The organism is Microbulbifer sp. (genome assembly GCF_051659245.1).
GTDB lineage: Bacteria > Pseudomonadota > Gammaproteobacteria > Pseudomonadales > Cellvibrionaceae > Microbulbifer.
Map to the genome: position 1 here is coordinate 1 of NZ_JBOFOC010000212.1, position 23757 is coordinate 23757.

20 protein-coding genes are annotated in these 23757 nt (G+C 67.0%); 5 read left to right on the top strand and 15 right to left on the bottom strand.

Annotated features, from left to right (window positions below):
- Nucleotides 1–145: 145 nt before the first annotated feature.
- The gene (locus ACRC0P_RS19485; RefSeq protein WP_438632972.1) at nt 146–955 is read right to left on the bottom strand and encodes a DUF3298 domain-containing protein; all 810 of its coding nucleotides are present in this window, start codon (nt 953–955) and stop codon (nt 146–148) included.
- A 283-nt stretch (nt 956–1238) separates the two neighbouring features.
- Between ACRC0P_RS19485 and katG the strand changes: the two genes are divergently transcribed.
- The 4 genes from katG to ACRC0P_RS19505 all read left to right on the top strand — a co-directional run bounded on the left by katG (nt 1239) and on the right by ACRC0P_RS19505 (nt 6485).
- Complete coding sequence (gene katG / locus ACRC0P_RS19490; protein ID WP_438632973.1) at nt 1239–3449, top strand: catalase/peroxidase HPI; 2211 nt, start codon at nt 1239–1241, stop codon at nt 3447–3449.
- 292 nt (nt 3450–3741) lie between these two features.
- Nucleotides 3742–4728 (top strand): serine/threonine protein kinase, encoded by a 987-nt coding sequence (locus ACRC0P_RS19495; RefSeq protein WP_438632974.1) that lies wholly within the window; start codon nt 3742–3744, stop codon nt 4726–4728.
- A gap of 16 nt (nt 4729–4744) precedes the next feature.
- Nucleotides 4745–5566 carry a serine O-acetyltransferase gene (cysE, locus tag ACRC0P_RS19500; protein WP_438632975.1) on the top strand — a complete coding sequence of 274 codons (822 nt, stop codon included), beginning with the start codon at nt 4745–4747 and terminating at the stop codon, nt 5564–5566.
- Nucleotides 5567–5696: 130 nt separating this feature from the next.
- Nucleotides 5697–6485 carry a GNAT family N-acetyltransferase gene (locus ACRC0P_RS19505; protein ID WP_438632976.1) on the top strand — a complete coding sequence of 263 codons (789 nt, stop codon included), beginning with the start codon at nt 5697–5699 and terminating at the stop codon, nt 6483–6485.
- 9 nt (nt 6486–6494) lie between these two features.
- On the opposite strand, the gene epmA is transcribed toward ACRC0P_RS19505, so the two are convergent.
- From epmA to ACRC0P_RS19530, 5 genes are all read right to left on the bottom strand, one after another.
- Nucleotides 6495–7448 (bottom strand): EF-P lysine aminoacylase EpmA, encoded by a 954-nt coding sequence (gene epmA, locus ACRC0P_RS19510; RefSeq protein WP_438632977.1) that lies wholly within the window; start codon nt 7446–7448, stop codon nt 6495–6497.
- A 239-nt stretch (nt 7449–7687) separates the two neighbouring features.
- Nucleotides 7688–8260: an elongation factor P gene (gene efp / locus ACRC0P_RS19515; protein ID WP_438632978.1), complete on the bottom strand. Its 573-nt coding sequence runs from the start codon at nt 8258–8260 to the stop codon at nt 7688–7690.
- 62 nt (nt 8261–8322) lie between these two features.
- The gene (locus tag ACRC0P_RS19520) at nt 8323–8952 is read right to left on the bottom strand and encodes a hypothetical protein (RefSeq protein WP_438632979.1); all 630 of its coding nucleotides are present in this window, start codon (nt 8950–8952) and stop codon (nt 8323–8325) included.
- Nucleotides 8952–9764: an aldolase gene (locus tag ACRC0P_RS19525; protein ID WP_438632980.1), complete on the bottom strand. Its 813-nt coding sequence runs from the start codon at nt 9762–9764 to the stop codon at nt 8952–8954. The genes ACRC0P_RS19520 and ACRC0P_RS19525 overlap by 1 nt, the downstream gene beginning before the upstream one ends.
- 70 nt (nt 9765–9834) lie before the next feature.
- Nucleotides 9835–10581: a TenA family transcriptional regulator gene (locus ACRC0P_RS19530; protein ID WP_438632981.1), complete on the bottom strand. Its 747-nt coding sequence runs from the start codon at nt 10579–10581 to the stop codon at nt 9835–9837.
- A gap of 236 nt (nt 10582–10817) precedes the next feature.
- On the opposite strand from ACRC0P_RS19530, the gene ACRC0P_RS19535 reads away from it, so the two are divergent.
- A complete protein-coding gene (locus ACRC0P_RS19535) occupies nt 10818–11537 on the top strand; it encodes an autoinducer binding domain-containing protein (protein WP_438632982.1) in 720 nt (239 codons plus the stop codon).
- On the opposite strand, the gene ACRC0P_RS19540 is transcribed toward ACRC0P_RS19535, so the two are convergent.
- From ACRC0P_RS19540 to ACRC0P_RS19580, 9 genes are all read right to left on the bottom strand, one after another.
- The gene (locus tag ACRC0P_RS19540) at nt 11534–13099 is read right to left on the bottom strand and encodes an AMP-binding protein (RefSeq protein WP_438632983.1); all 1566 of its coding nucleotides are present in this window, start codon (nt 13097–13099) and stop codon (nt 11534–11536) included. The genes ACRC0P_RS19535 and ACRC0P_RS19540 overlap by 4 nt on opposite strands.
- 73 nt (nt 13100–13172) lie before the next feature.
- Nucleotides 13173–13994 (bottom strand): class I fructose-bisphosphate aldolase, encoded by an 822-nt coding sequence (locus ACRC0P_RS19545; RefSeq protein WP_438632984.1) that lies wholly within the window; start codon nt 13992–13994, stop codon nt 13173–13175.
- A 28-nt stretch (nt 13995–14022) separates the two neighbouring features.
- Complete coding sequence (locus ACRC0P_RS19550) at nt 14023–15345, bottom strand: ABC transporter permease (RefSeq protein WP_438632985.1); 1323 nt, start codon at nt 15343–15345, stop codon at nt 14023–14025.
- A gap of 8 nt (nt 15346–15353) precedes the next feature.
- Nucleotides 15354–17360, bottom strand: coding sequence for an outer membrane lipoprotein-sorting protein (locus ACRC0P_RS19555; RefSeq protein WP_438632986.1), 2007 nt, complete (start codon nt 17358–17360; stop codon nt 15354–15356).
- An 8-nt stretch (nt 17361–17368) separates the two neighbouring features.
- Entirely contained in the window at nt 17369–18106 is a 738-nt protein-coding gene (locus ACRC0P_RS19560) for an ABC transporter ATP-binding protein (protein ID WP_438632987.1), read from the bottom strand.
- Between the two features lie 39 nt (nt 18107–18145).
- Nucleotides 18146–19438, bottom strand: a complete 1293-nt coding sequence (locus tag ACRC0P_RS19565) for a hypothetical protein (protein WP_438632988.1) — start codon at nt 19436–19438, stop codon at nt 18146–18148.
- Complete coding sequence (locus ACRC0P_RS19570; RefSeq protein WP_438632989.1) at nt 19408–21192, bottom strand: class I adenylate-forming enzyme family protein; 1785 nt, start codon at nt 21190–21192, stop codon at nt 19408–19410. Before ACRC0P_RS19570 ends, ACRC0P_RS19565 begins: the two co-directional genes overlap by 31 nt.
- Before the next feature lie 7 nt (nt 21193–21199).
- Nucleotides 21200–22609, bottom strand: coding sequence for a hypothetical protein (locus ACRC0P_RS19575; protein WP_438632990.1), 1410 nt, complete (start codon nt 22607–22609; stop codon nt 21200–21202).
- A gap of 11 nt (nt 22610–22620) precedes the next feature.
- On the bottom strand, nt 22621–23724 hold the full coding sequence (locus ACRC0P_RS19580; protein ID WP_438632991.1) for an NAD-dependent epimerase/dehydratase family protein: 1104 nt from the start codon (nt 23722–23724) through the stop codon (nt 22621–22623).
- Nucleotides 23725–23757 lie beyond the last annotated feature (33 nt).

Genomic DNA, 23757 nt, shown 5'->3' on the forward strand with positions numbered 1-23757 from the left:
CCGGGACACGGGCTGGGCGCCCCCCTTAAATACGTCCCTGTACGCTCGTAATCGGCATCCCTGCCTCATACGGTCCCGAAAAGAGGCACCCCTCCCGACCTGGAGAGTTCTTCGCGAGATTCTAAACAGGCTCTTAGCGAGCGATCTACTGTTTCTCCGGCAGGTACTGTTCGTGCACTATGCCGCGCAGGTCCTTCCAGGGGATTGTCAGTTCTACCGGGCCGAGGACATAGGGCCCCAGGGCGTAGACGTTGTAAAGCAACACCAGGCCCTGGTCGTCGAAACGGAAGTCATTGCTGCGCCGGAATGGCCAGGTCTCGCGGAACTCCCTGTCGGTTCCCGGCTGTGTGTCCAGCCAGCGCCGATGCGCCGCCCGGGCCTCTCCCCAGAAGTCCTTCTCCTGGCCCTTCCGGATCGTCTCGCTCAAGGGTACCTCCTCGTCCGCGGCCAGGTCCCAGTTGAGCCAGTGGGTGGCCGGCATGCCGTGGGCGCCGCCGGTATAGAGGTAGCTGTTGATCTCCACCGTGAGCAGGTCGTCGCGACGGGCCAGGCGCTTGGCCTCGCCGGTGAGCTGCCAGCGGGCGCTGCTCCCCACGTGTCCCTGCGCGGCTTCGGCGAGAAAGATGTCGGCGACTTCCTCGAGGCTGTTTGCAGACGTCTGATCCTCACCGTTTCCCTGGAGTTGGCGGATCAACTGCTGAAGAACGGCTCTGTTCAATGCGGGCCGCTGTTCGAATACCTCGCGGGTGATGGACACGGACGCGCATTCCTCTTCGGGACAACCGCTTGCCTGACGTTCGAAAGTTTCCCGCTTGGATTTCAACTTGCCGACCGGAGGCCGGTCCTCCGGGGAAGCGCTCTGCGGTTCCCGCTCGCGGTCACAGCCGGCCAGCGACAGCAGGATGCCGAGAATAGCGATTGTGGCGGCGGATTTTACGGGAAATATTGTCGGCATAGCGGGTCCCTGTCAGCTCGATTCCGGGTAGAAGCGCGGGCCTGGCCCGCGCCGGTGGCGGAAAGGATGCCCCTTGGGGCTCAGGGCAAGCTTAGCTCAGGCCGCCAGCCGCGGGCGCAAATCCTTCAGGTGAATGTGGCCTCTGAAATCGGCGCCACTGTAGTTGAATTCCATGAATTGGCCGTAGCTATCAGAGCGATAACAATGTCTAATTTTCCAGCCATTGTGCACCTCAATAAGCTGTTCCTACTCAATAGGAGAAGCCATAAGGAGTGTAAGTACAATGTTAAAAAGAGCCCTTCCGTTGGCGGCGGTGTTGGCTGTAGCCATCTCCGCTAACGTCAATGCCAAGGAGGCCCCCATGTCCAACCAGGACTGGTGGCCCGACCAACTCAGCCTGCAACCCCTCCGCCAGCACGCCGGGAAGTCTGATCCGATGGGTGAAGACTTCGATTACGGGTCAGCTTTCAACAGCCTCGACCTGGATGCGCTTAAAAAAGACATCGAACAGGTGCTGACCACCTCCCAGGACTGGTGGCCCGCGGACTACGGTCACTACGGCCCCTTCTTTATCCGCATGGCCTGGCACAGCGCCGGCACCTACCGGGTTTACGATGGCCGCGGTGGCGCCGGCGGTGGGCAGCAGCGTTTTGAGCCCCTCAACAGCTGGCCCGACAACGTGAGCCTGGACAAGGCGCGCCGCCTGCTGTGGCCGGTAAAACAGAAATACGGCAACAAGATCTCATGGGCGGACCTGATGGTACTGGCCGGCAACGTGGCCCTGGAATCCATGGGCTTTGAGACTTTCGGCTTTGCCGGTGGCCGCGAAGACGAATGGGAGGCCGATATCGTCTACTGGGGCTCCGAAAGAGAGTGGCTGGGTGACCAGCGCCACAGCGGGGACAGAAAACTGGAAAAACCGCTGGCCGCGGTGCAGATGGGTCTGATCTACGTCAACCCGGAAGGCCCCAACGGCAATCCCGATCCGCTGCTCGCCGCCAAAGATATCCGCGAATCATTCGGCCGCATGGCCATGAACGACGAGGAGACCGTGGCCCTGATCGCCGGCGGCCACACCTTCGGCAAGGCCCACGGTGCCCACAAACCCGAGGAGTGCGTGGGCGAAGCTCCGGCGGGTGCCGCCCTGGAAGAGCAGGGCTTCGGCTGGAAGAACAAGTGCGGCAAGGGCCACTCGGAAGACACTGTTACCAGTGGCCTGGAAGGCGCCTGGACCGCCAGCCCGACCATGTGGAGCAGCCAGTACCTGTCCAACCTGTTCGCGTTTGAATGGGTGAAGAGCAAGAGCCCGGCGGGCGCCACTCAGTGGGTGCCGAAAAACGCCGATCAGGCCCGCTTCGTTCCGGATGCGCACATTCCCGACAAGCGCCACGCGCCCATCATGTTCACCACCGACCTGGCGCTGAAGTTCGACCCGCAATACCGCAAGATCGCCAAGCGCTTCGTGGAAGACCCCGAAGCGTACCGGTTGGCCTTCGCCAAGGCCTGGTTCAAACTGACGCATCGCGATCTGGGCCCGCGCGCGCGCCACCTGGGCAGTGAGGTGCCGAAAGAAATCCTGATCTGGCAGGACCCGATCCCAGCCGTCGACTATACCCTGATCGACGACCGGGACATCGAGGCACTGAAAGCCAGGGTTCTGGACAGCGGATTGACCGTTCCACAGCTCGTCAGAACCGCCTGGGCCTCTGCCTCCAGCTTCCGCGGTACCGACATGCGCGGTGGCGCCAATGGAGCGCGCATCCGCCTGGCGCCCCAGAAAGACTGGGCCGTAAACGATCCCCGCGAGCTGAAGAAAGTCCTGGGCCGCCTGGAGCGCATCCAGAAAGACTTCAACCGCAAGCAGTCCGGGAACAAGAAGGTCTCCCTGGCCGACCTGATCGTTCTGGGCGGCGCCGCCGCCATCGAGCAGGCAGCTGAAAAAGCGGGCCACGACATTCGGGTGCCCTTTGAGCCGGGCCGCAACGACGCGGCGCAGGCGCAGACGGACGTGCAGTCCTTTGCCTTCCTGGAACCCAAGGCGGACGGTTTCCGCAACTACTACAGCAGCGAAAGCCACCTCTCCCCCGCGGAGATGCTGATCGACCGCGCCGACCTGCTGACCCTGAGTGTTCCGGAAATGACCGTACTGGTCGGCGGCATGCGGGCCCTGGGCGCCAACGATGGCGACTCCCGGCACGGCGTCTTCACCGAGCGCCCGGGCGCCCTGACCAACGACTACTTCGTGAACCTGCTCGATATGTCCACCAAGTGGTCCAAGTCGTCCGGGGAAAACGGCATTTACGAAGGCTATGACCGCAAGAGCGGCAAGCTGAAGTGGACCGCCACCCCGGTGGACCTGATCTTTGGCTCCAACTCCGAGCTGCGCGCCGTGGCGGAAGTCTATGCCACCGACGACAACCGGGAAAAATTCGTCGGGGACTTTGTCGACGCCTGGACCAAGGTGATGACTCTGGACCGTTTTGACCTGAAATAATCCGGACCTCACAGGATGGATTCACACTGCAACCCTGTTGCAGTCAACGAAAGACGGCGGCGTTCATACACGCCGCCGTTTTTACTTGGCCGCAAAAGAGCCGCAGGGTTGTTGGAGAAAGGCACACAGTAGGGTGGATAAGCGCAGCGCATCCACCAGATGGCTGGTGGATGCGCTGCGCTTATCCACCCTACGGGGAATCCTACAGAGATCGGCGGCGCTGTCTTATCTGTTTGTTCCCGGCGCGCGGGCCGGGTTAGCATAGCCGTCCTATGTAAACCCCGGATATGTCATGCCCCAGAGCCACCACCCCTACGAAGCCCTCACGCCGGATATGGTTATCGACTGTGTGGAGAGCGCCGGGCTGGTGTCCGACGCGCGCATCTTCCCCCTGAACAGCTACGAAAACCGCGTCTACCAAGTGGGTATCGAGGAGAGCGAGCCGCTGATCGCCAAGTTCTACCGCCCGGGCCGCTGGAGCGACGAGCAGATCGAGGAGGAGCACCAGTTCACCCTGGAGTTGGCGGCGGCGGAGATTCCCGTGGTGGCGCCGTTGCAGTTCGACGGCCGCACACTGATGGAAGCCGGGGGATTCCGCTTCGCGCTCTTTCCCCGCCGCGGCGGGCGGCAGGTGGAGCTGGACAATTTCGAGCACCTGGAGCAGGTGGGCACCATGCTCGGGCGCATCCACGCGGTGGGCCGCGCCAGGCCTTTCCAGTACCGGCCGGCGCTGACCCTGCAGCACTTCGCCATCGACAGCCGCGAATTCATCCTCGCCGGCGACTTCCTGCCGCGGGAAAACCGCGAGGCCTACGAATCGGTGACCGCCCATATCATCGAGCGGATAGCACCGCTGTTCGAGCGCGACTGGGCGACCCTGCGCCTACACGGCGACTGCCACGCCGGCAACTTCCTGTGGCGCGAGGAGACCCCCTGGTTCGTGGACCTGGACGACTGCCTCACCGGCCCGGCGATCCAGGACATCTGGATGCTCATTTCGGGTAACCGCGCCGAACAGACCGCCTACCTGGACGCGGTGGTCGAGGGCTACGAAACCTTCTCCAGTTTCGACCCGAAGGAGTTACAGCTGATCGAACCGCTGCGCTGCCTGCGCCAGATGCACCACGCCGCCTGGCTGGCGCGTCGCTGGCAGGACCCGGCCTTCCCCCTGGCCTTCCCCTGGTTCAACACTCCGCACTACTGGGGGACACATATACTGGCGTTGCGCGAGCAGTTGTCTGCGCTGCAGGAACCGCCGCTGACCCTGGGCGCCGTCTGAAGGAGGAATATTGTTGATGGAAGCTTACCGAGTGGATGTGAAAACCGATGAAATCTGGCGGGAGATCCGCGGCGGCGTGGCCCAGCAAGTGGAGCGGGAACCGATGTTGGCGAGCTTCCTGCACGCCACCATCCTCAACCACGACACCCTGGAATCGGCGCTGAGCTTCCATCTGGCCAACAAGCTGGACAGCCCGGTGGCGCCGGCGCTGCTGATCCGCGAGGTGATCGACGAAGCACTGGCGGCGGACGCCGGCATCGGCCGCGCCGCGCGCGCCGACCTGGCCGCTGTCCACCAGCGGGATTCCGCCTGCAGCGCCCTCTACGAACCCTTCCTGTACTTCAAGGGCTTTCACGCCCTGCAGGCCCACCGCGTGGCCCACTGGCTGTGGCGCCAGAAGCGCCGCTCCCTGGCGCTGTTCCTGCAGCACCGCATCTCGGTGGTGTTCAGCGTGGACATTCACCCGGCGGCGGAGCTGGGGCAGGGCATACTGCTGGATCATGCCACCGGTATCGTGATCGGCGAGACCGCGGTGGTGGAGGACAACGTATCGATCATGCAGTCGGTGACCCTCGGGGGCACCGGCAAGGAGAGCGGCGACCGCCACCCCAAAGTGCGCCGCGGCGTATTGATCGGCGCCGGCAGCAAGGTGCTGGGCAATATCGAGATCGGCCAGTGCGCCCAGGTGGTTTCCGGCAGTGTGGTGCTCAAATCGATACCGGCGCAGAAGCTGGTGGCCGGCGTGCCCGCGCGGGTGATCGGCGACGCCAGCTGCGACCAGCCGGCGCTGTCCATGGACCAGTGCGCGCTGTCGGAGGTGGACAGGCAGCTGCGCTGACGGCTATCAGTTACGCTGATGGCGATCATTACGCTGAAGGCTATCAGTTGCGCTGATGGCTCTGGCGCCATCGTTCCTGTAGGGGTGTCCCAGGCCTGCACCCCTGCGGGCAACCGCTATTCTTGTAAGAATGAAATACAGTCTCAGCGCCAAAAACCTGGTCTGCCGCAATCTGGAGGCCAAGGCCAGCTACTGCGCCGGCCTGCTGAACCCGGACCACACCCGGGAGATCACCGGTGTGCTGCGCACCGACAGCGGCCTGCTGTCCCACACCTTCAACCTGGTGGTGAGCAATGCGGTGATGCCCACGCGTATACTGCAGCGCTTCGTGGTGGACTACTTCGCCGAGCGCCACAGTCCCTTCACCCTCTGGCACTGCGCCAACAAACCGCTGGATCACGCCGAACTGGCGGAACTGGGGGTGGTGCGCCAGGATACGCTGGTGGCCATGGCAGTGGAGGTGCAGCGGCTGGCGGCGGACGAACAGCGCCCCCCGGAACTGGAGCTGGCGCCAGCGGCCGTGGAAGAGATAGCCGACTACGCCGAGTTGCAGGCGGAGGCGTTCAAAGGCGCACTCGAGGGGCCGCAGATCAAGAAGTTCTACCGCCAGCTGCAGGAGCTGCCGGAGCACAAGCGCGGTCGCCTGAAACTGTTCCTGGGCAAGTGGGAGGGCAGGCCGGTGGCCGGTGGCTGCCTGTTCGCCTCCGCCGATGCCCTGGGCTTCTACGACCTGATCACCCGGGAGGAATACCGGGGCCGCGGCATCGGCCGCGCGCTGTTCAACTACCTGGTGGCCCAGGCATTGGGCAGCCATCACAAGCACGCGGTGGCGCTGACGCCGGTGGAGCGGCAGGAGCTCTATCTGGAGACCGGTTTCTTCGCCGTGGGCGAGGTGACCCGCTATCGCTACGAGCCTTAACGGCGCACTCTATGCGCGCCCTGTCGGAAAGGCGATGACCTCCTCTATGCGCGAATAACCGCCGGCGAGCATCAGCACCCGGTCCACGCCCAGCGCCACCCCGGCGCACTCCGGCATTCCGGCGCGCAGCGCTTCCACCAGCCGCTCCTCGAAGGGATATACATGCCGCTTGTGCGCGGCGCGGTAGCGGTGGTCCGCCTGGAAGCGCCGCAGCTGCTCCTCGGGGTCGGTGAGTTCCCAGTAGCCGTTGGCCAGCTCCATGCCGCCGGCGTAGGCCTCAAAGCGCCGCGCCACGGCGGTGCCGGTGTCGTCCTCCACCACCCTGGCCAGGGCCGCCTGGCCGACGGGGAAATCGTATACCAGAGTGATGCCCTCGCCCATGGCCGGCTCCAGGCGGTGGCTCATCAGCAGGTCCAGGCACTCGTCGCGACTGGCGGGCGTGAAGGACAGCTCCACTTCGCGCCCCGCGCAGTCGCGCAGTTCCGCATCGGAGACGGTGTGCGGGTCCAGTTGCAACTGTTGCAGGAAGAGTTCGCGGTAGCTGAGCGTGCGCACCCGTTCAGTGCCGAGCAGTCGGCCCAGCAATTCTCCCACTTCCCCCATCAACTGGCGGTCGTCCCAGCCCACCCGGTACCACTCCAGCATGGTGAACTCCGGGTTGTGGCGGCCGCCGGCCTCGCCCTCGCGAAACGCTCTGCCGAGGCTGTAGCAGTCCCCCATCCCCGCGGCCAGCAGCCGCTTGAGGCCGAATTCCGGGCTGGTGGCCAGGTAGGCGGGCTCGCCGCCGCAGAGGGCGGTGACGGACTCGATATGCGGATCGCTGGTGGCGCGGCGGGAGAGCAGCGGCACTTCCACTTCCAGCACACCGCGCCCGGCGAAGAAGCGGCGGATATCCGCCAGCAGCCGCGCGCGGTGGCGCAGGGCCTCAATGGGAGCGGTGGGTTGCCAGGAATTCTCGGTCATGTGGGAGAAACTTTGTAGGAGCGGGCCATGCCCGCGATCAACCTTGCTACGTAGCACATGCCGCTGACTCGCACAATAGCTCGGCACATCCATGTGCCTCGGCCTTCGGCCAGCTAAAGCTGCTCAAATCCGCTTCCGGCTGATTTGTCCATGGTGCTCGCCCTCCGGGGCCTGCGGCGTCCAAATCGGCTATCCTGCCGATTTGTCGCGGGCATGGCCCGCTCCTACAGAAAAAGTGATCAATCTTCCTTGGCGCGCCCCAGGTATTCACCAGTGCGGGTGTCCACCTTGATGGTCTCGCCGATCTCCAGGAACAGCGGTACCTTGACCACCGCGCCGGTGATCAGAGTGGCGGGCTTGGTGCCCCCCTGGGCGGTGTCGCCGCGCAGGCCCGGATCGGTGTCGGTGATCTCCAGGATCACATGGTTGGGCGGAGCGACCGCGAGCGGTGTGCCGTTGTACAGGGTCACGGTGCACATATCCTGCTCTTTCAGCCACTTGGCGGCGTCGCCCACCGCGTCGGCTGAGGCCTGGTGCTGCTCGAAGGTCTCCGGCTCCATAAAGTGGTAGAACTCGCCGTCGTTGTAGAGGTACTCCATATCGCGGTCCATCACGTCCGCGGCCTCCAGGCTCTCGCCGGAGCGGAAGGTGCGCTCCCACACCCTGCCGGTTTTCAGGTTGCGCAGCTTCACGCGGTTAAACGCCTGGCCCTTGCCGGGTTTGACGAATTCGTTCTCCACGATGGAGCAGGGATCGCCGTCGAGCATCACCTTGAGGCCGCCCTTGAATTCGTTGGTGGAGTAACTAGCCATAAAAATGAAAATCCCAATAATCGTCGGTTGAAGCCGGCGAATTATACAGGAGCGGTGCGCTCTTAACGAACTGGGGGCTCCGAGCAATTCCCGAGGCAGTACTCCGCCGGTAATTCCACCGGGTAGAGGACGCCGCTGAAGGCGGCGACTATGGTGACCGCCAGCAGCAGGCCCAGGGCCATGGCGCCGATGGCGGCTCTGTCGCGGGCGACGGTGGGTAGGCGCCGGCGCGTCAGCCAGCTCAGCCCGCAGGCCAGGTGGGTGAAATAGGCCAGTACCGCCAGGGCGTAGTAGGGCATGAAGAAGCCCGGGTAGGCGCCGGGTTGCAGGCCCGCGGCAGCGAAGTAGAAGTTGGTGTCCAGGCCCTGCACGAACCTGCCGTAGAGTACGGCGCTCAGATGGAAGAGCAGGAAGAACGCCAGGTAGGCGCCGGAGAGGGCCTGGGCGCGATCGAAGAATCCGCGCCTCTGGCCGCGGCGGCGGACAATAAAGGTGATACCGGATCCCACCTGGAAGAGGACGCAGGCCAGCAGCAGCGGTTCCACCAGTGAGGCCCGGTAGACCTGGCGGTAGTTCTGCATAAAGGCGATATGCGTCTCCACCCCGCCCAGCGCGGCCAGGTGGTTGGCCAGGTGGAAGACCACATACAGGCTGATCAGTAGTGCCGAGATGCGGTGCAGCCGGTGCAGCATCAGCCCAAGGGGTCCACGTCGCCCGCAGGCAGGGACCGCAGTACCCGCCGGGCATAGTAGGCGAAGGTGGCCTGCACACGCCTCTCCTGCAGCACCCAGTCGTGGGCCTCGCGGGCCAGCTCTGGATCAATATCGCGCACTGGGCCCGCGGACTCGGCCAGGAGCTGCAGGCGCGCGGCCCGCTCGCACTGGATGGCCAGCACGCAGGCCTCCTCCACTGAGCGGCAGGCCACCACCAGGCCGTGGTGGGCCAGCAGCGCCGCGCGCTTTTCCCCCAGCGCCGCGGAGATGATCTCGCCCTCGCCGTTGCCTACCGGCACCCCGGGCCACTCCGCCAGGAAGGCGACGTCCCCGTGCAATGGGCAGGTGTCCATATGGGCGGCCTTCAGGGGCCGCCCGAGCATCGACAGGGCGGAGATATGCAGCGGGTGGGTATGTACTATGCAGCGCACATCCGGCCGCGCGCGGTAGATCCACGAGTGGAAGCGGTTGGCCGGGTTGGCCATGCCCCCGCCGGACAGCACCTCCAGGTCCTCGTCCACCGCCAGCAGGTTCGAGGCGCTGATCTCATCAAACCCCAGGCCGAGGCGCTGGGTGTAATAGGTCCCTGGCGCCTGGGCCCGAGCAGTGATCTGCCCGGCCAGACCCGAGTCGTGTCCCTGGGCGAAGAGTATGTGGCAGGTGAGGGCGAGCTTCTCCCGCAGGGACCAGCCGGGCGTGTCGAGGTGCCGGCACATTCCTTCCTGCGCGCGCTCCACCAGTTCACCCTTTTCCATCGACAGGGTTTCCCCTGTGGTTTTCTCTGTGGTCACTGTCATTTCCTTCAGTGGGGGCAGGCGGTAATGGCACTAAGTTAAGGCCCTTCGCATCAAGCTTTATCGCTTAACTTAGTGCCATTCGGGTCACGGGAATTGCCTCGGGTTGCGCCTCCAGATGTTCGCCCTGCGCCCGCGACTCGCGGAAGGCCATCTCTATGGAGTCGAAGAACTTCAGCCGCGCCTCCACCAGGTCGCTGCCAGCGCCGAGCATGGTGTCCAGTTGCGCGGGATCTGCGCAGGCGATATCCACCATGATGTCGCGGATGGTTTCGGCGTGGCCGTCGTCGCACTCTATATGCAGCAGGAAGAACTCCAGGTCCCTGTCTGCCGCACCGCAGGCGCGGAAACCGGTGACTATGTCGGCGTAGAGTGCCGGTACCAGCGCCTCGGCGCCCAGGCAGAGGGCGCCGAGGCCCGCGCTCGGCTGCGGGTCGCGGCAGTGGCGGAACATGCTGCCGATCAGCAGGCGGGTGCCGGGCAGGGCCTCGGCATCCTCTAGGCGCACCCCGAAGCGGTCGAGCATGGTGCGGTAGATCAGGTGGTGGGGCTGGGGGGTGTCCGGCTCCAGGCCCAGCTCCTCGAACAGGTTTTCCGCTAGCGCCAGCACCTCGTCGTTGCCGGGCAGGTTGGCCATCATCGCGCACAGGTAGCGGGTGAAGTAGCCGCTGTAGAGCCCCTGCTGGGCCAGGAATATCCTCAGTTCTTCCAGTGCTACGCGGCCCTCGCGGCAGCGCCGCAGGAAGGGGTGCGAGCGGACCCGCTCAATCAGGGCGCTCTTGCTGGCCTCGAGCAATTCAAGCTGCATATCCATCGGGTGTTGACTCCTTGTGACTTCCGGTTGGTGTGCCTTGCCGCCAGGCGGCTCTTTTGTCTGCCTCTGGTTGTTGTGATCCGCGTGGGTTCGCGCGCCTCGCGCGGGTGTGCCCTGTTGCGAAATGGCAATTTCTTTTCTCCTATTTGTCATCTGCTTGCGCTACTATCGGGATGTTTCTGTGAGGGAAAACAGAATAAGTTTTCAATTTTTCTCTAGTTTTGGGGGAAATGATCTTGTGCCCACAAAAGGAAGTGATACGAGCCCTGCCCGACCTCTTGGACGCGCAGACCATCGACCAGGTCAAGGACCGGATCCAGCGATCTGTCAGCGCCATAGGTTTCGATTTTTTCCTGATTGCTCTCGAGAGCCCTGCCGCGCCCGGTTATGAGGTGAAAACCAACTATCCGCAGAACTGCGTGGAGCGCTACAACCGCCTGCAATGGGTGGGGCGCGATCCGGTGGTGCGCCACTGCCAGCAGTCGCCGGTGCCGATGATCTGGCACCGGCATCACTTCCCCGGCGAGGCCTGCGAGTTGTACGAGGAGTCCGCCGCCCACGGCATTGCCACCGGTGTGGCCACGGCGCTGCGCGGCGCGCGGCACAGCCGGGCGATGATGATTTCGGTCGCCAACGGCGCCTTTTTCAATACGCGGCTGGAGTCCTGGCTCACCGAGACCATGCCCACCATCCAACTGCTGGCCGCCTACGCCTACGAGGCAATAGTGCACATCAAGGAGGCCGGCGCTGCGGCGGATGTGGGCCTGACCCCGCGCGAGGGCGAGTGCCTGCATTGGTCGTCGGCCGGCAAGACCTCCTGGGAGATCTCGCGCATTCTCGGCTGCTCCGAGGCGACGGTGAATTTCCACTTCCGCAACATCATTCATAAGCTTGGTGTCTCCAACCGGCGCCAGGCCGTGGCCCGCGCCCTGTCCCTGGGGCTGATCCGGCCCTAGGCCAGCATCGCGCCGGCCCTGGCCACCGGGCGGCCCACCAGGTCGCGCAGCTCCTGCCGCTTGATTTTCCCGCTCGGCGTGGTGGCGATATCCTCCACCAGCTCTATGCGGTCCGGGCGCAGCGCACGGGGGTGCAGCTGCTCGCGTATGCGTTTCATCAGATCGTTGACCAGTGCCGTGGCCGCATAGCCGCTGGTGTCGGCCACCACGTAGGCGCGCAGCCGGGTCAGTCCCTCGGTAGTCTCCAGGGGCAGGGCCGCCGCCTTGATCACACGCCTGTCCGCGAGCAGGAACTCCTCCAGTTCCTGGGGGCTGACCCAGTGCCCGGCCACCTTGATGCGCTCGCTGTCGCGGGACACGAAGTGCAGGCCGGCATCGTCGCGGGTGAAGAGATCGCGGGTGTCGAAGGGCGTCGCGGCCTCCTGTAGGAGGCCGCCGCTGGCCGGGGCCAGGTAGCCCAGCATCAGACAGCCGCCGCTGATCGACAGGGAGAGGACGCCGTCGCCGTGGGAGGTCTCCGTGTAGTGGAAGCCGTCGACGCGCTGCAGGGCGTGGCTGTCGTCCGCCCTGCCCGCGGTTTTCTCCAACGAAGCGCCCGCGGCCGTCTCTGATAAATAGGGCGCAAAGGTCTCTGTGGTGCCGATGGAGTCCAGCATCTGCGAGCCGCTCCAGGCCTGCCAGCGCTCGCGGATCACCGGCGGCAGCCGCTCGCCGGCAGACAGGGACAGGCGCAGCGCGTCCAACTGATAGGGGCGGGCGGCGCGGGACATCAGCAGGTGGTAGAGAGTGGGCACGGCCAGGAAAACGCTGACAGACTCGGCCTCGGTTACCTCGAGAAAATCCGCGTGCTGTTGCCACTCCGGCAGCATTACCGCGGTAGCTCCACGGCTCAGGGGCACGTGTAGCCCCTGCAGGCCGAAGGAGAAGAAGGGGCCGGTGCTGGCCAGCACCCGGTCGTCGGCGCGGATATCCCAGAGCGCGCGGCTGACACTGCGCTCGAAGGCCCAGAAGGCGCGGTGGCTGTGCACGCACAGCTTGGGGCGGCCGGTGGAGCCGGAGGTGGCCAGCACCAGTGCCGGTCGGCGGTCCAGGTCGGCGGCCAGGTCGCTGACCTCCCCCAATTGCCCCCGCACCGCGCCGGCGGCAGCGAGCTCTGCCACCGGGCTCATCGGCTCGGCCTCTTCCAGGAGCGGCGCGGTCCTGTCCGCCAGCACCAACGCCGGGTCGAAGTCTTCCCACAGCCCGCCGTAGTGATCCGCTGGCTGGGCCGGGTGCACCGCGAACGGCAGGTGACCGGCGCGCATGGCGCCCAGCCAGTAGACGATATTCTCCAGCGTCGCCGAGCCCACCAGCGCGATGCGCTGCTGGCTGCGGCTGCCGGCGAGGCGCACGTTCAACTCCTGGGCCGCCGCCAGGCTGCGTTGCTGCAGCTCGCGGTAGCTCAGGCTGCGGCGGCCCGCGGGGCTGCACTCCACCAGTGCGGGGTGCTCGCCGCGGCCGGCGCGGACGTGGCGGTCGACCAGCAGGTCGACGCATCCGGGACTGGAATCGATGTGAATCACGGCTGTGTCTCTCTTTTTATTACTCAGGTTTCAGGGTTTGGTTCGAGGCGCCGGGTGGGGTGGCGGTGTCATGTCACACCGCCAGTTCCGCCTCCCGCTCCCGCGCTGCCAGCGGGCGGGCGAAGTCGAGACCGGAGGAACCGCCGTTGCGGAAGACGTGCAGCAGGCGCCGCAAGGTGGCCGCCGGCGCGGCCCGCTGGAACACGTTGCGGCCCACGCAGATGCCCCCGGCGCCGTGGTGCACCACAGCCTCCGCCAGCTCGATCAGCGCGCCCTCGTCGGCCAGGGTGCCGCCGGCAAACAGCACCGGCGTGTGGTCCTGCACACCGTCCAGCAGTTGCGGGATGCAATCCAGCTGCGCTGGCGCCGCCACCTTGAGGGCGTCGACCCCCAACTCTACCGCGGCGCGCATAAAGTGGCGCATGCGCTCCAGTCCGCGGCCTTCGGCCCGGGTCCTGTCGTACACCATGTTCAGCACCGGCAGTCCCCAGGCGTGGGCCTCGTCCACCACCCGGCCGATCAGGCGCAGGTTGTGGGAGGCGGTGGCGGCGGAGAAATTGGTTTGCACCGAGACCGCGTCGGCGCCCAGGCGCACGGCGGCCTCCACGGTGGTCACCAGCTGTTTCAGGTCCGGCTGTTCGTCCAGGCTGACCGAGCCGTTGAGATGGATCACCAGACCGCAGCCGAGACTGCCGCCGAAGCGCTCGGCGAAGCCCTTGTGCAGTACCACGCCGGTGGCCACCTCCGCGCTCAGCCAGTGCAATATGTCCTCCGGGTGGCTGATGCCGGGGATGGGGCCCAAGGTCAGGCCGTGGTCCAGGGGTACCACCAGGGCTCTGCCGGACTGCGGGTCGACGAAGCGCTTCCAGCGCCGTTTGCGTGCCATTTCAGTCATTGAAATTTCTCCTTTGCTGCGAGGGGGATCACGCGTCAGACAGCACAGCGCGAATCGGCCGCTTCAGTATCTTGCGGGTGGGAATGGAGCTGGCGAAGGCCGCGATCAGTACCACGCCCAGTACCGCGGCCACATAAGTGGGCACCACCCAGGCCAGGTCCACCGGTACCGCGTTGCTGGATCCGGGCGGCGTCCACATGATCTGTGCCTCGCGCACCGCCCAGACGATGGCGGAGGTGATGCCGATGCCGGCGAGCGCGGCCCCCAGGGCCAGCCAACAGTTCTCCAGCGCGGTCAGGGCCAATACGAAGCGGCGTGTGAAACCGAGGCTGCGCAGGGTCGCGAACTCCCGCGCGCGCTGGGAGAAGTTCATGTAGCTGGCGTTCAGCAGGCTGGTGAAGCCGATGGCGCAGGCGATCACGGCGATGAAATTAAGGAAACCGCCCAGCACTGCCTTCACCTGCCGGTAGAAGGTGGCGCGGTCGGACCAGAGGAAGACCTCCACATCCCCGAGGCCGGCGTCCGCGAGTTGCCCGGCGATGCGTTTTTGCGCCTCGGCGATATCGGCGCCGTCCTCGAGCAGCAGGTGGTACTCGCTGACGTCGCTGGTGTTGAGCAGCGCCTGGGCGTCGGCCATGGGCATCACTACCAGGCGGTCGTTGATCTCCTTGATACCCCAGTCCATGATGCCGGTGGGTACCGCGCGCACCGCGTTGATACGGGCCTTGCCGCGGGTTGTCGCGGTCAGCTCCAGCGGCCCCGGCGGGCACTCGAGCGGTCGCGACTGCGGCGTGTCGCCGGGCTGCAGCGGCGCGAAGCCCACGTCCGGGACTTCGCAGCCGAGGATGGCGGCCAGCCCCTGGCCGAGGACCAGGGGCTGCGGGTGCGTTTCCATCCACAGCGGGGTGCCGGCGACCACGTCGTACTCGTAGGCGGGGCCCTTGATAGCGCGTATCTCCTGCACGTCCTGGCCGATGCCGGCGAAGATGGTGCTCACCTGCGGGTTCGACACCATGCCGGAAATGCGCAGCACCCGCGCGCTGGCGACCACCTGCGGGTCCTCCACCAGCACCGCGTCTATGCGCTCTTGCAGCGCGGCGGTGAGCGGCAGCTGGCCGGCGCCCTCCACCTTCCGCGCCAGCTCCGACGCGGGCCTCTCTATTACCAGGTGGCCGCGGGCCCCCCAGCGCATAAAGGCGTCGCGGATCAGCTCCACGTTGGACTGCATGTAGCCGGACAGCAGGGCGAGGGCGAGCACGGAGACGCTCATCACCACGAAGGTGCCGAGGGTTTTGCGCCCCTGCCGCCACAGGTTGCGCAGGGACATGGTCAGCAACAGTTTGACGGTCATATCTGCTCCTAGAGGGTCATCAGTGTGTCGACGGTGAACAGGCTGTCCGGCGGGTCGGCTGGGGACACCCGTTTGTACTCCAGCAGGCTGTAGCGCTCGGGAAAGTTCGCGTTGACGATTCTCATGCGCGACACGAAGGGCCGCTCCTCGCCGTCCACCAGCACCCGGTTGCCGTACTCGAAGTGGGCTTTCTTGAGGGGCATGCCGCTGGCGGTCAGGAACTCCGCCCTGACCCCCAGGCGGTTGCGCTTGTCGATGTAGTAGATGATGGCTTCGTAGGTGGCGCCGTCGGTGGCGGCGGTCAGCCTGAGCTTGTAGCAGGGGGTGCCGTCCAGGTCGGTGCTGCCCAGGTACTCGGGGGTGTAGTCGCGGGCGTACTGGGTGGCGGCTATGTCGCCGTTGGCCGCCTCGCCCACCAGGCGCTGCTGGGGGCTGATGCTCACCGGCTTGCGCAGCCCCGGCTTGGCGTACCACATGGCGCGGGACGCGATCAGTATCTTCTCGCCGCGGTAGCGCCGCGGCGCCGTGGTCATGGCCAGGGCGCGGCCGTCGCGCACGGCGATGTCGTAGTCGGTGTCAGTGGCGCCGGCGGGGTCCTCGGTGTGGATGCTGAGCTTCCACTGGTAGCTGCCCCAGCCGCCGCGGGCCAGGTCCGCCTCGCGCAGCCACTGGCGCATCGTTTCCTCGTCTGGCGCCTGGGTCGCCGAGACCTCTTCCATAGCCGGCGCTTCCCCGGCTTGCGCCGGCACCAGCAGCGGCACGGCCAGCAACAGGCAGGCGGCGGAGGCCAGCAGCCGGGTCAGGGGCACGCCGCGGCGGCCGGGGCGCACCTCGCCGCCGACCCGCTTGCGCGCGGTGACCAGCGCCCCCAAGGCGATGCCGGCGCCGGCGCAGGCGACGGCGCCCAGGGCCCAGAGCGGCGGCAGCCGCAGCGCCAGCACCGCCGGTTCGGCGATGCGCGGCAGCTGGGTCTCCACGCCGGCCAGGCGCAGCGCGAGCATCACCGCGTAGGCCAGCGCGGCCGCCAGCAGCGCCGCCGCCAGGGTGGCCAGCAGACTTTCGCGCGCAAACAGCCCGGCGATGCGCCCGCGGCCGAAGCCGAGGGAGCGCAGCATGCCGATCTCGCGGGTGCGGTCGGCTACGTTCATCGCCACGGTGTGCTGGATGGTGGTGAGGGCGATGGTGAACACCACAAGGCCGGTAAAGGCGAACACCATGTTGAAGAAGCCCATAAAGCTGGTGTACAGCTGGCCTATCTGCGGGTGATCCCAGGTGGTGACCTCGAAGCGGCCGGGGGCCTGGTCTTCCAGCCCGGCGGTGAGCCGCTCGCGGAAGGGGCCGCTGTGCAGCCGGTCGTCCAGCTGCACTACCACACGCGACACAGCGTCGGTGTCGTACAGGGATTGCAGCAGCGCCAGCGGTGCCTTCAGGCCCTTGTCCTCTATCGCCTCTATGCCGGTGGAGAAGTCGCCCACCAGCGGCGCCTCTATCGCGTTCATGCGGTTGGCGTAGGAGGCGCTGAACAGTTGCAGAGTCGCGCCCTTTTCCGGGTAGCCGAGCAGATCCTGCAACTGGGTGGTGAGCAGCAGGCCGTCCTCAGGCGGAGGCGGCGCCGCCAGCGGGCTCTGCGCGTGCAGCGCGGTTTCGAATTGCGGGTCTATGCCGCGGGCCAGGAAGACGGCGCTGTCGTCATCGGCCTGCACCACGCCGACCCCCACCAACTGGTTTGAGGCGCGCAGGAAATGCGGCAGATCGCTGGCGAGTCGGTGAATCAGCGCCTGGTCGGCACTGTCCAGGGAGTACTGCGCTGGCGTTGCCGCCAACTGCTCGGGGCCGTCCCTGCGGTACACCTGCACATGGGCATTGGCGTCGCGGTAGATGACCACCGAGGCCAGGGAGCTTTCGACGAAGCGGATATAGCTGAGGAACATCAGCACTGCGAACAGGCCCGCGGCCACGGCGATGACCGTTGCCAGGGTGCGCCGGCGGTCGCGGTAGAGATTGCGGAGAGCCATGGACCACATCACGCCACCTCGCTGTCGCTGGTCAGCGGTATGGTGGCGCCGGCCTCTTCGGCCCGGGGCGCCTTGCCGCTGGACAACTGGCCGTCGCGCAGCTCCACGACCCGGCTGACGTGTTGCAGTAGCCGCTGGTCGTGGGTGGAGAAGACGAAGGTCACCTGCCGCTCGGTGTTCAGCTGCTTCATCAGCTCCACCAGGGACAGGGCACTGGCGGTGTCGAGACTGGCGGTGGGCTCGTCGGCCAGGATCAGCTTGGGTTCGGTGACCAGGGCGCGGGCCACCGCCACCCGCTGGCGTTGGCCGCCGGACAGCTGGTCGGGACGGAAGTCGGCGAAGCGGGTCAGGCCGACTGAGGCCAGGGCGGCAGCGGCGCGCCTGCGCATCTCCGCCCTGGGCTGTCGGTGCAGGTACAACGGCAACATCACATTCTCCAGTGCGGTCAGCACTGGCACCAGGTTGAAGTTCTGGAAAATGATGCCGAAGCTGCGGCTGCGCAACTGGTCCAGGGCGCGGTCCTCTAGGCCGCTGACCGGCTGGCCGGAAATGCGGATCTCGCCGGAAGTGGGGCTGTCCAGGCAGCCGACCAGGTTCAGCATGGTGGTCTTGCCGCTGCCGCTGGGGCCGGTTATGGCGACGAAGTCTCCTTTGCGCACGGCGAAGTCGACGCTGTCGAGGGCGGTGACCTCCACCTCGCCGAGCCGGTATCGCTTGGTGACGGATTCGAATTCGACCAGGTTCATCTCTTCTCTCCTTTCATTTGTCGCTGTACTTGTTCCCGCTCAGAAAAAGGCATCCACGGCCAGGTAGACGCTGCGGGTCACCGGCTGGCTCATTTCCAGGGCTTCGCCGGCGCGGCTGAGGGACAGGCCCAGGTAGACGGTGGCGGCATCGCCGGGGCTGAAGGAAAGCTCGGCGAAGCTGCTGGTGCTGGCGCGGTCCAGCCCCTGCAGCAGCCGCGCGGTCAGCCCCCAGCGGCGGTCGCCGAACAGCTTCGGCCAGGTGGTCTGCAGCAGCGCGTAGCGGCGCTGCACATAGGGGTGCAGCGGGCGGTTGCGCGACGGGCCGCGCCCCGCCGAGGGCAGGGCGGCGATCTGGGGGTTGCGCAGCTCGGCTTTGCTCTGGGCATAGCCGTTGTAAATCAGTTCCAGGCCTGTCTCGGCGCCGGAGGCGGCGCCGTAGCGCAGGTTGAAGACGCCGTCCCAGCGCCAGCGCTCGCGGTTCTGCGCCAGGTGCGGGGCGCCGTTCTCTGCGTCCGCGTAGCCGCGGGACGCGGCCATCTCGGCGCCGATGGTCCAGGCGTCGCCCAGGCCGCGCTGGAAATAGCCGCCCACATAGGGACGGAAGCCGCCGCCGCCGCCGGCTACGGCGCCGAGGCTGGTGACCTGCCCCTCGACCCAGTTCCACTCGGCGCGGGCCAGGCCGAAGGTGCCGCCGCTTTCTATCCCCTCCACCGGGTCCAGGCGCGGGTCCGCCAGCAGCAGGCTGGCGCGGCCGCGCGCGGACAGGTTGGTGCTGGCGAAGGCCATCGGCTTGCCGGGGATATCGCGCCGCGGGGTGACGGCGCCGTTGTCGGGAAACAGGCGGTTGGTGGGGCTGTACGACAGCGACGGCCCCCAGCCCACCAGGCGCTTGCCGGCGCCGATGCGGACGCCGCCGCCCAGCTCGCGCAGCAGGTAGCCCTCGGCGAGCCAGTCGGGCTCCGGGTCCGGCATGGCCCGCGGGCGCTCGTCGTCGGCCAGGGCCAAACGCGGCTTCAGCACCAGGCGGGTGCCGTCGCAGACTTCTGAATTGCAGCGCAGCTGCAGGTCGAGGCGCAGCTCGGCGGCGATGCGCTCGGCGCGGCCGCCGCCCCCCGAAGAAGTGGAAAAGGCGGAGAAAAGGTGCTCGCGCTCGCGGATCAGTTGCAGCGTCAGCTCGTAGTCGGTGCTCCAGGTCCCCTTCTGCCTGCTGCTGTCGAAGGCCCAGCCGTCGTCGCCGGCCGCTGGGGCGGCGACGAGGGCGGTGAAGAGCGGGGCTGAGACTGAGGCGAGCAGTGCCGGGATCAGGCGGTTTGCAGTGCGCCGGCTTCGCATGGGTCCTTCTCCCTGGTTTCGCTCTGTTGCGTCTGCAGCAACTGGTTGTAGCGCTCGCGCAGGCGCCGCTTGAGGGTCTTGCCTGTGGCGCCGATGGGGAATTCCGCCCAGTCGATCAGCCACAGGTGGGCCAGCTGCTGCTCCTCCGGCAGCAGCGCGTTCAGTGTGCGCCGCAGTGTCTGTGGGTCGCGGATGGGCGCATCGGCGCGGGTTGCCACCACCGCGGCGGGCGCTTCGGGGCCGTCCGCCCGCGGGCGCACGCCGAACACGCAGGTGTCCAGCACGCCCGGCTGCTTCAGCACTATCTCCTCCAGCGGCAGGGTGTAGACGGGGCCGCGGGCGGTGTGCATCACGTCCACCTCGCGGTCCAGGTGCACCACTTCGCCGTCGTCGCCCTCGCGCACCATGTCACCGGTGAACCACCAGCCGTCGCGGGTGGCGTCGTAGAAGACGTCGTGGGCGTTCCAGTAGCCGCCGAACATGCTCTTGCCCTTGATCATCAGCCTGCCCACCTCGCCTTTCGCCACCGGCACGCCGTCGGCGTCGGCGATCTTGATCTGCGGGCCCAGAGGTGTCTTGCGGCCCACGCGGCGCCCGAAGTGTTTTGTCCAGGGGGTGGCGATGCGCAACAGCGCCGCTATGCCCACCTCGCTGGAACCGAGGCCGTCCACGAACAGGGAGCCCTTCACCGGGATGCCGAGACGGGTGAAGAAGGAGCCGTGGGGGATCAGGGCGCGCTGCTGAACCTCGTGGCTGGCGTCGGCGGTGGTGCCCCAGATGCGCAGGCTGTCCAGTGGCTGCTCGGTGACGCCGGCCTCCAGCAGGCGGGTGTAGGTGATCGGGAAGCCGAAGAAGACGCTGGGCTTGCGCTCGCGCAGCAGTGTTATCAGCCCCGGCGCCGCCAGCTCGCCGTCGACGAGGCAGCGCACCCCCATCAGCAGCACGCCGTGCAGGTAAAGGTGCGACACTTGGTGGTTCAGCGGCAGGGCGAAGCAGGCCAAGTCGCGGGTGGACACCGGGTTGAACAGCACTATGGAGCGCAGTGACTGGGCGATGCCCTCCTGTTTCAGGATCACGCCCTTGGGGACGCCGGTGGTGCCGGAGGTATGCACTATATAGAGGGGATCTTCGCCGCCGCGGCTGCGCTCGGGCGCCGCCGGCAGCGCCTCGTTCAGCAGGCCGGCCAGGCTGCGCACCCTTGCCGCGGCGCTGCCGGCGTGCGGTGGCGCGTCCGCCAGCACCACCTGCCGCATGCCCGCGGGCAGCTGCTTCTCGCCCAGCGCCGCCAGCTTCTGCCAGCCGCCGCTGTCGGTGACCAGCAGCTTGGCGTCCATGCGCGCCATATAGCCGGCGGCGATGTCCGCGCTCACATTGACGTTGATGGGCACCGCGATGGCGCCGATGCGCAGGGAGGCCACTGAGAAGAGGAAGTAGTCGAATTGGTTGGCCTTGTAAATGGCCACCCGCTCGCCCTCCCCGACACCCAGGTGGTGCCAGCAGGCGGACAGCTTCCTGACCGTGTCCAGGATCAGCGGTGCGCTCCAGTGCTGCTCGCGGGTCCAGGCCAGGGGCTGGGCCAGCTCCACCAGTTCGCGGTCGCCGTGGCGGCGCGCGGCGAATTCCAGCGCCCGGTCCACGCGGTCGTCCCACTTTGCCAGCAGGGACAGGCGGCCGAAATAGCCGAGGCGCGCGGCGGCGAACAGCAGGTAACCGAGCAGCAGGGTTGCGATAGTAGCGATTGCGTAGCTCATCATCTTGGCATCATCTCCGCGGTGAGGATTCCAGCTCGTCCAGCAGCCGCCGCAGGGCCTCCAGGAAGGGTGCGGCGAATTCCCTGTGGACGTCGTTGAAGGCCGCGCGGCGGTAGACCAGGTCCAGCTGCATGCGGCCGTTGACGGTGGGGGTGTAGAGAATGAAGTCGTAGGGCGGCACCAGGCAGCCGAAACCAACATAGCTCTGGGTGCCGTGCTGCGCCGAGCCGAAGGAGGAGAAGTTCTCCTCGATGCGCCCGGGGTTCGAGTAGCAGGCGTTGGTGCCCTGGCACAGGTTCAGCAGGCGGCGGGCGGGGCCGCGCAGCGGGCGCAGCCTCAGCAGCGGCAGCAGTGTTTCCAGGCGGCCCAGCTCCGTGCCAATCTGGCGGTCGCTGCGGGCGCGGCCGAAGGCGGAGTGCACACTGTGCACCAGCGCGTCGGTGTCCTGGCCGGCGCGCAGGCGGATGCCGCTCGGCACCAGGTAGTTGCGGAAGCTGCGGTCGTAGCGGCGCTCGATCAGGCGCCGCAGGCTCACCGCGCAGGTGATGCGCAGGTGGCCGCCGGTTTGGTCGCCAGCGGACTCCATCAGCCGCGCCAGTGCCGCGCACAGCAGCGTGTTCACGGTGACGCCGGCACTTTTCGCCGTCGCTCCCAGCCGCTCCTCCAGTTCCCGCGACAGCAGGCTCTGGAAGAAATCCAGGCGGCCTATGTCCGGGTCGTCGGCAACCCCCTCCCAGCGCTGCCCGCGCAGCGGTACCTCGAAGCCGGCATCGCGCCGCAGCAGGTCCGCGGCGACGCTGCCCAGGGCGCGCAGCCAGCGGCGCCCGCGGGAGAGCGGGCGGTACCAGTCCGGGCGTATCTCCGCCAGCGACGCGAAGGGTAGCTTGCCGGTGGGGGCCGCGGCGCCGGGCACGCCGGTGATATGGGCGTAGTGCTCGATGATCCGGCGCAGCAGCAGGCAGTCGCTGCGGGCGTCGGCCGCGCCGTGGTGGCTGCTCAGGTAGACGCAGGAGTTGTGACCGCCGTTGCCGGTGACCAGCAGCAGCTGCAGCGGCGGTCGCTCGCGCCACTGCAGGCGCCGCGCGAAACTGAAATCCATCAGTAGCCGGCGGAAATCGGGATCGTTGAAATCGCAGGCGCCGGCGTACTCCAGGTGCTCCACCCAGCGGGTGCCGGCGGTGTCGAACGCCCGCAGCCGGCCGCCGTCGGGCCGGGTACGCAGCAGCGGGATCTGCGCCGCCGCGCGGCGTACGCCCTGCTCCAGCGCCGCGGCGTCCAGGCGGCCGCTGACGATCACTATCTGGTTGGTGTTGGTGTTGGCCATCTCCCCCAGGTGTACAAAGACCTCGGCCAGGGCGTCCAGGGGGCGGCCGCCGCGGTCGGCGGTGTCCGCGGGCGCGGCGGTGGTGAGGCTGGTCACGGCGCTGTCCCTCAACTGGCTTCGGCGATTTCGGTCGCGCGGGTCTCGCTCTTGCCGCTGGCCTCGTCGGCGTACCAGCTGCACAGGGCGTAGAGTTCCTCGCGGGACAATGGCTGTACCGGCCGCTCGAGACCGATGGCGGCGTCGAGGCGGGTGCGCTCGAACTGCCACTCGGTGCGCGCGAAGGGGCGGTTGGGGCCCACTGCGCGGTCGAATTTCTGCTCCAGCGAGGTGGTGGGGGCGCCGAGGCGGGCGTTGACGCCGGCCACCTGGCCCCAGATGCGCACTATCTCCTCCATGCGCACATTGATGCCGCCGCTGCCGTGGAACACCTCGAAGTCGTCGCCGCTGTGCTGGCGCAGGGTCAGGGAGCAGGCGTCGGCGCAGAGTTGGTCGATGGGCACCAGGTCCGGGCGCGTGTCGGGCAGCAGGTCTACGGTCAGCTCCGGGTGACCGGCGCGGGCGATGGCGATCATCGCGTCCTGGAACATGTAGAAGCCGAAGCCGTTGCGGTGGGCCCAACCGGTGTGGCGGTGGCCCACGACCACGGTGGGGCGGAAGATGGTGACCGGCAGGCCGAGCCGCTGCTGCAGCAGGTGCAGCGATTGCTCGGTACTCCACTTGGTGACCTGGTAGGTGTTGACCATGTGGCTCCTGGAGTGCAGCTCCTCGCGCACCGGACCGCCGGCCATGCCCGCCACATAGGCGGTGGATACATAGTAGTAGCGGCGGCAGTTGGGCGCGCAACGCACGGCGGTCTCATACAAGCGCGCGCTGTTGCCGACATTGGTGTCGAAGGAGACGCCCAGCTTGTGGGCCGAGTAGCTCATCTCCGCGGCCACGTGCCAGACCTCGGTGATCTGCTCCAGCCCGGTCTCGGCCAGCGCCGTCTCCAGTTCGGCGAAATCGATGTCTATCACGCGCAGGTGGCGCTCCACTGCGCCGCTCACATCCAGGCCGCAGCCGTGGGCGGCGGTGAGCACGGCGTTGATGGTGCGCACGCCGTCGGGGTCGTTGCGTGAAACGGCGGTGACACTGGCGCCGCGGGCCAGGAAACTCGCCGCCAGGGCGCTGCCGACAAAGCCGGTGACGCCGGTAATCAGTACCTGATGCACTTCCACACTCCTTTTGTTTCCGGTTGATCGCAA